The organism is Terriglobus sp. YAF25 (assembly GCF_052113305.1).
Lineage (GTDB): Bacteria > Acidobacteriota > Terriglobia > Terriglobales > Acidobacteriaceae > Terriglobus.
Genome location: NZ_JBFRCY010000617.1, coordinates 1 through 7,082, shown reverse-complemented (window position 1 = coordinate 7,082; position 7,082 = coordinate 1). Strand labels below are relative to the sequence as shown.

Here is a 7,082-nt window from a genome sequence, read left to right as displayed (position 1 = left end):
CAATTACCCCGCAAATACGAGACGTCTCAATTTATTTGGGGCGATTTAGCACGCCTAAATCAAAACGATTTTTCTTGACGATCGATATTTAGTTCAAATACCGTCTCGTCCATCTCGAAACTATTTTTCTATCGAAACGGGCCTGCCGGTCTTTTCAATCTCCGCAGAGAGGGTTTCTGTCCGATGCTTCGTATTTTTGTGCGTTTTCTAACGTTGTTTGTGCTGTTCAGTAGTTCCCTGGGGGCTGCCTTCGCCCAGGGTGGTGAGGGTGCCATCTCCGGAGCGGTGACGGATCCAACGGGTGCCATTGTCCCGAGCGCGACGGTCGTCGCCCATAACACCGCTACTGGTGTGGACACGACGCGAACCACGACCGGCGACGGTGTCTATAACGTCGCCCCACTGGTACCGGGCACCTATACGCTGACGGTTACCGCCACCGGTTTCAGCACCTTCCGGCAAGAGAATATTCAGGTTAATGCACTGGCAAACATCGGTCTGAATGTTGCGCTCAAGGTCGGTAATCAAGGTGAGACGGTGACGATCACCGATGCGCCCCCAATGATYGAAACGACCAATGCCACGATCGGCGGAACTATCGACAACAAGCTGTATACCGCACTGCCGATCATGATTACCGGCCTGCAGCAGCGGGATATCACCCAGTTCTCAAACCTGCTGCCCGGCGCGCAGGTTCCTGCAGGAGGCCGCTCCTCGATCATCGGCGGAACAGGACAGCGGCTGGGCGAGCTGTACGTCGATGGCTTGCCGATTACGACGCTGTCACAACAGGGCGACAACCGGCCAGTCTTTAATATCGTGCCCCTGGAGGCCATCGACCAGGTAAAAGTTGTGACGTCCGGATTCTCCGCGGAGTATCAAGGCGCGGGCCTTGAGAACTACAACACCAAGAGTGGCGGCAACAAGTACCACGGATCGATCTTTGGCTACTTTCGCAACACGGTCTTCGATGCCTGGACCTTCAGCACCAAGCCAGGATCTCCTGGTAACCAGCAGACTGTCGTGGTGAATGGAGTTGCCACGAAGGTGGATGGGCCGAAGACGCCGGAGCATCAGGTTGAGACAGGCTTTGCAGTGGGTGGTCCCATCAAGATTCCGCATCTCATCGATGGCCATGACAAGTTGTTCTTCTTTGCCACGTATGACAAGTTCCATTCCAGCCAGGGAGTAAATCCCAGCGCGAGCACGATTCCGACCACGATGCAGAAGTATCTGCCCGCTCCCACTGTTGATACGACGGGCACCATTACCAATAACTATCTCGGAGGTGTCCCTGCGGGGTATGACAACTGGATGTACTCAGGGCGTATTGATTACATTGTTTCTCCGAAGCAAACGCTGATCATGGTGGTTACTGGCGGTAACCGGCATGCGGTTCCATACACCTCCACCACTGCGAATCTACCAGTTCCTTATCTGGCCACCACTATGTCGACCGTTGCCGGGCACTGGGCCTCGCTTGAGGACAACTACGTCATTACCGGCAACTTGGTGAATCAGTTCAAGTATGGCTTCATGAACTTCGGTGGCCCTCCTGTACGCAATATCACTCAGGGGAACCCACTCTATTCCGCGACGGCTGCAGGGATCAGTGGCCTGCCGGCAGGCCAGGCCTCGGAGAACTTCCCAAACACCAGCTTCGCCGGCACCAATGCGCCGGCCGCGTGGGTAGGCAATACACCGACGACGACGAATGTCTCGGAGACCTATACCCTCAAGGACAACCTGTCCTGGTTGCACAGCGCACACTCCTTCAACTTCGGTTTCCAGTATCAGTGGCTTGAGAACAACTCCAGCGTTGCGGACGGAGCTTCTCAACCGATGACACTGAACTGGAGCACAAATGAGACGGCAAATCTGTCGGGCAGCAGCTATGCGACAAATACGGGATACTCCTACTCCAGCTTCATGATCGGTGCGGTGGGAAGCTCCTCAATCACGCAACAGGCCTTCAGTGTTGTGGGCGGACGTTTCCATCCCTGGGCGGCCTATGGACAAGATGACTGGAGAATTCGCAAAGATCTTACGCTCAATATCGGTCYGCGGTATGACTATCTGCCCACCTACCGCGAGGTAATGGACCGTTGGTCGTTCCTGAATCCGAATATCCAGAACCCCGTCACGGGAAATATGGGAGCACTGCAGTTCGCGGGAAACCGTGCGGGCGGATTGCCTGTGAGCTGCAACTGCAGCACGCCCGTAGATACACATAAAACGAACTTCGGACCGCGCTTCGGTCTGGCATGGACGATCAATGACAAGACCGTAGTGCGTGGAGGCTTCGGCCTACTGTACTCCCATGCAGGCGGTACCGGTGGAGCCGGTGGCGCTGGCACCGGAACGGGCCAGCTCGGTTTCACCTCCGCGGTCTCGCTTACGGATAGCACTGCCGGGCCGGCCTTCTATCTCAATCGCGCCAACTCAAACTGGGGTGGACAGGGATATGTTCTTCCCGCTCCCGCAACGATTACGGCGACGAGCCAGACCCTGGGCACGGGGTATTACGTTTGTTCGGGACAGAACTTCACACCTTGCAATGGTGCTTCGGGCACCTCAGCGGGCAACGGCAGCGGTATCTCTTATCCGGATAGGTATCTGGGAGGACGTGCTCCCGTCTTCAACTTCTGGAACTTCGGTCTGCAGCGGGAGATTACCTCAAGCATCACCGTTACTGCGAACTACGTCGGCAGCCAGAGCCACTTCCTGGCGGGCGCCAGCAATATTCGTGGTCTGCAATCAGGCCAGGTGCCGGCATCGTATCTCGCCTCGGTCGGCGCGGCGGACTGCAGCCAGACACCAGGGACAACTGCTTTCAACTCCTGCCTCAACCTGCCTGCAACGACAGCAAATCTTGCATTAGCACAGACCCGTAGTGGTGTAGCCCTGGCGGCGCCATACTCCGGATATACCGCTGCAGCGGCAGTCAACTCCAATGCAACCATCGCTCATATGCTCACCTGGATGCCGCAGTATTCCGGTACCTCGGACCCTTGGGGCAATGTAGCGAATGCCAACTATCATGCCTTTCAGCTCAGTGTGAGTCATCGCGCGGCACACGGTCTGACGTTGAATGTGAACTACACCTACTCGAAGAATATTGACGATGCCGGAACCGCCCGATCCGGTTGGGATCTTCCTGCCGCAGTGACATCGACGGGCAAGGCGTGGAAGCAGAACGCGATCGATCGCTCACTCTCGATCAATTCACAACCGCAGAACCTGAGCGTCTTCGGTGTTTATGAGTTGCCGTTCGGTAAAGGCAAGATCGGTGGGAATAACTTCTTGGTTCGGGCACTGCTTGGCGGATGGCAGACGGGAGATATCTTCCAGTACTCCTCCGGTATCGCGTTGCCAATTGTTGGTTCCTGCAATACGCAACAGAATATCGGCCAGGGTACCTGCATGCCCGACTACAACCCGGCATTCAGTGGGTCAGTACGCACCAGCGATGGTTGGGGTAAGGGCGTGACGGCGGCGACGCTGGGAACCAAGTCCTATTTGAACGGCTACATCTCCACCACGAACTCAGGTGTGGGCGCCGGCAGTATTGCCTGCGCTTCGTCGAACGGTGCGTTCTGCAACGCTGGAAACGCGAAGATTGGAAACCTGACTCGCGTCGGAGCCTACGGCCTCCGTGGTCCCAGCATCTACCGTCTCACCTCAAATGTTCGTCGCACGTTTGACTTCAATGATCGGGTGAAATTCATCTTTGGAGTCGATTGCCAGAATGTCACCAATCACACGACCTTCGGCAATAATGCTGCGAACAGCCAGATTGGTGTAAACGTCAACAGCTCGACCTTCGGTACGTTGAACTTCGCCAGCGCGGATTCCCGAGCCTTCCAGTTCTCCGGCCGGTTGACCTTCTAAACTGCTTTGTCGATGGAATGGATCAATTCATCGAGCTTGAGATTGATGGCTCTCGCGTCGCGATTCTGTGTATTTTGAATCAGGAAAACCATGATGAAGGTGACGATCGTTGTGCCGGTATTGATGACGAGCTGCCAGGTGTCGGAGTAGTGGAAGAGGGGACCGGTGGCCGCCCAACCGGCAATCACGAGTACCGCCGCCAAAAAGGCCCATTTCGATCCCACCCAAGCGGATGCCTTCGCCGAGAACTGCCCAAAGGCATCGCCGGTTGCTGAAGGTTTAACATTCGTCGATTCGCGAACGGCAGCGTTTACCTTTTGAACTGTCTGATCTACCGACATGCACTGCTCCCACCAAAAGCTACAAGCAAAGACGTGAGAGACGTATGTACGGGTTGGCTGGCGGTGGTACTGACAGGACGTCACGACTGTCGGCCGTCAAGCTCCTCGATCTTCAAACTGAGGATGTCAGTAGCGAATAGAAGGCGAAAATGTCACAATAGCGGAGATGCCGGAGAACTTAGGTGGCGAAAACGATCCGGCGTCAGATTCGTGAAGAACTGAATCTGACGGCCTCAGCCGGGGTTGCTCCGAATAAGTTCCTGGCGAAGATTGCCTCCGACTGGAAGAAGCCCGATGGACTCTTCGTGATTCAACCGCATGAGGTCCAGGCATTTCTGCTTTCACTGCCGATCGGGCGAATTCCCGGCGTAGGCAAAGTGACGGAGGCGCGGATGACGGAGCTTGGAGTGAAGACCGTCGGCGACGTTCATGCGATGGAGATCGCGACGCTGGAGGCGTACTTCGGCCGCTGGGGTGCGCGCCTGTATGAGCTCTCTCGCGGTATCGATCACAACCCTGTCATGCCGAACCGGGTCCGCAAGCAGATCTCTGCTGAAGACACCTTTCCGGACGATGTTCCTCTGGCGGAGTGCGACGCGCACATTCGCAGGCTGGCAGAGAAGGTGTGGATTGCCTCGCGGGAAAATGTGCGTGGGGCAAAGACCGTCGTCTTGAAGCTGAAGACCAAAGAGTTCAACACTCTGACCCGGAGCCTGACCTCGCAGATACCTCCGGCATCGTGCGAAGAGGTGACGAGCATCGCACTGCGATTATGCGAACGTGTCGCGCTCCCGCCACAACAGCTCTATCGCCTGGTTGGAGTAGGTCTCAGCAACTTTCAGGACGAAATGATGGAAGTGGAGTCTCCTCTGTTCTCCGGGATCGAGGAGTAACTATTCGGTTGCCTGTTTCATCAGGTCGAGTGCTGTCTGAACAATCTTGTTCTCGGCGCAGCCGGGTTTGAGACGGGAGTCGATCACCTGGAAGGAGAGATGGCTGTAGGCATCGTCCGAATAGATATAGCCGGAGTTTGCCCTGCCGTTGGTCAGTGTGGAGACGATGAGATTGTTGACCGGAGCGGTCTCTTTCAGCTTGAGGCCGATGTTGGTGTAAACCTCGCCGTCCACTCCGGTGATATAGATATCGCCGATGCGGAGCAGGCTTACCGTCATGCTGACGTCTGGTCCGTCTTTATAAGGTGGCATGGCATTTTCGCGGACGGGGTTGTCGATATCGGTGCGGTCGCGGCCTGGGCAGGAGATGAGTTGTTGACCGCCCCAGAGGCGGGCCTCCGGGACAGGCTTGATCTCGTGCCGCATCAAATAGAGAGTCTTCTCGGCGAGCAGAACTCCCATCATGGTGACATTGGCTCCGGTGCGGGCAACTGCTTTGCGGTACGCCRACACATTCTGATCAGGAACTGCTTTGAGATTCGCAACGGCGTTTGCCTGATTGAAGTTGGGTGTCGGGGCCGGAGGCGGCGGAGGTGCASCGRTGGTCTCGGTTCCCGGAGCGTTGTCTCGGCGGAAGGCGGTGAGCTGGGTTTCACGCAGCAGCGGGTTCTGATCGCCCGAGGTTCCCTGGGTAAAGATCGCAACGGTTTTATGGTCGAAGTGTTCTTCGATGGCGCGTGAAGCTTCGCCGGGAAAGTCGGCGCTGACGACGCCGGAGAGATAGAAGTTGATGGGATGCATCCCGTAGTTCATGTACACGCCGATGGGGATGTAGTCGGGCCCGATGAACTCAATGACGGAGAGCGTTTTATCGGAGACGCCCTGCGGATTCGGTTCCTGCCGCCATTCCAGCTTGCTGTTGAAGAGATCGCGATTGATGTTCAGATCAACGGTGGAGCGGGCATAGCCGACCGTAGCGGGAGCGAGCTTTAACTTTGCTTCGGTTACGGCTTTGACGATACCTGCGGTGACGATCTCGGGCGAGGGCGATCCACCGGAGAGACTGGTAGACCCGCTATGGGTGTGAGTGGCCGCGATGAGGATGTTCTGCTTTGGGCATCCCGTGATCGAGACGATCTGCGGCAGGGAAGCATCGTAGACGTCTTTGCGCATGTTGATCTGATCGATGCCAACCAGCACGGCGCAACTGTTGCCGGATGTGACCATGATGGCGCGGGCAAAGAGAGGGTCGCGGATGATGTCGCTCTTGAAAAGCAGCTCGCCGGGCTTCGGCGTGATGTCTGCCACGGCGGCGCCGGCACGCAGCGTATGTGGCTGCGCCTGAGCCATGCCCGCGATGGTTGAAACACAAGGAATCGCTATTGCTCCAAGGAGGAGCAGCTTCTGCGCAGCTTGGCTTCTGGACGGCATCCCTTCTCCAATCTGGTTCTCAGGTGAAACGTACAGCGACACTTATAGACCCGGCAGACCGAGGCCGATCCGTACTGACAGGAATGATTCCGGACGCGAGAAGGCTATAGCACGGGGAGGACGTTACACAACCGGCATCTCTCCGCCCGTTGCTACTGCTGAGCTCTGTGAAACTCCATGAACCAGTTTGTCTCCCAGGTCTCGCCGCCGTCCTCGGAGAATGCCTGTTGCCATTTTGCGGAGTTCTCAGAGATGTCAAACCAGCGGAAGCGGATGACAATCGGCCGGCCCTCGAAGGCGTCGTTCGCAAAAAACGTTCCGACGCCGTTCTGAAAGCTGCCCACGACCGGAACATCCAGGTGTCCTGGATTACGGTCGTCGAGCCACCATATGCTCCATGTCTTCTTTTTCGGATCGAAGGATCGCAGAGTCACAGCCTTGTAGGGAGCACCGGGCACGTGCATCACATTCTCGTCGACGTTGGCATGCCCGGAAAGAAGAGACTGCATCACGCAGGTTCCGGAGA

4 protein-coding genes and 1 pseudogene are annotated in these 7,082 nt (G+C 56.6%); 2 read left to right on the top strand and 3 right to left on the bottom strand.

The window, feature by feature from the left end; all coding sequences use genetic code 11:
* Window positions 1–183: 183 nt before the first annotated feature.
* A complete protein-coding gene (locus AB4043_RS21225; RefSeq protein WP_442308005.1) occupies window positions 184–3,891 on the top strand; it encodes a TonB-dependent receptor domain-containing protein in 3,708 nt (1,235 codons plus the stop codon).
* Here AB4043_RS21225 and AB4043_RS21220 read toward each other — a convergent pair.
* The gene (locus tag AB4043_RS21220) at window positions 3,888–4,232 is read right to left on the bottom strand and encodes a low affinity iron permease family protein (RefSeq protein ID WP_442308004.1); all 345 of its coding nucleotides are present in this window, start codon (window positions 4,230–4,232) and stop codon (window positions 3,888–3,890) included. The genes AB4043_RS21225 and AB4043_RS21220 overlap by 4 nt on opposite strands.
* Window positions 4,233–4,414: 182 nt before the next feature.
* On the opposite strand from AB4043_RS21220, the gene AB4043_RS21215 reads away from it, so the two are divergent.
* Window positions 4,415–5,125 carry a DinB/UmuC family translesion DNA polymerase gene (locus AB4043_RS21215; RefSeq protein ID WP_442308003.1) on the top strand — a complete coding sequence of 237 codons (711 nt, stop codon included), beginning with the start codon at window positions 4,415–4,417 and terminating at the stop codon, window positions 5,123–5,125.
* On the opposite strand, the gene AB4043_RS21210 is transcribed toward AB4043_RS21215, so the two are convergent.
* A complete protein-coding gene (locus AB4043_RS21210) occupies window positions 5,126–6,556 on the bottom strand; it encodes a neutral/alkaline non-lysosomal ceramidase N-terminal domain-containing protein (protein ID WP_442308002.1) in 1,431 nt (476 codons plus the stop codon). It lies immediately after the preceding gene.
* Window positions 6,557–6,708: 152 nt separating this feature from the next.
* A pseudogene (locus AB4043_RS21205) lies at window positions 6,709–7,082 on the bottom strand (hypothetical protein); the annotation flags it as partial.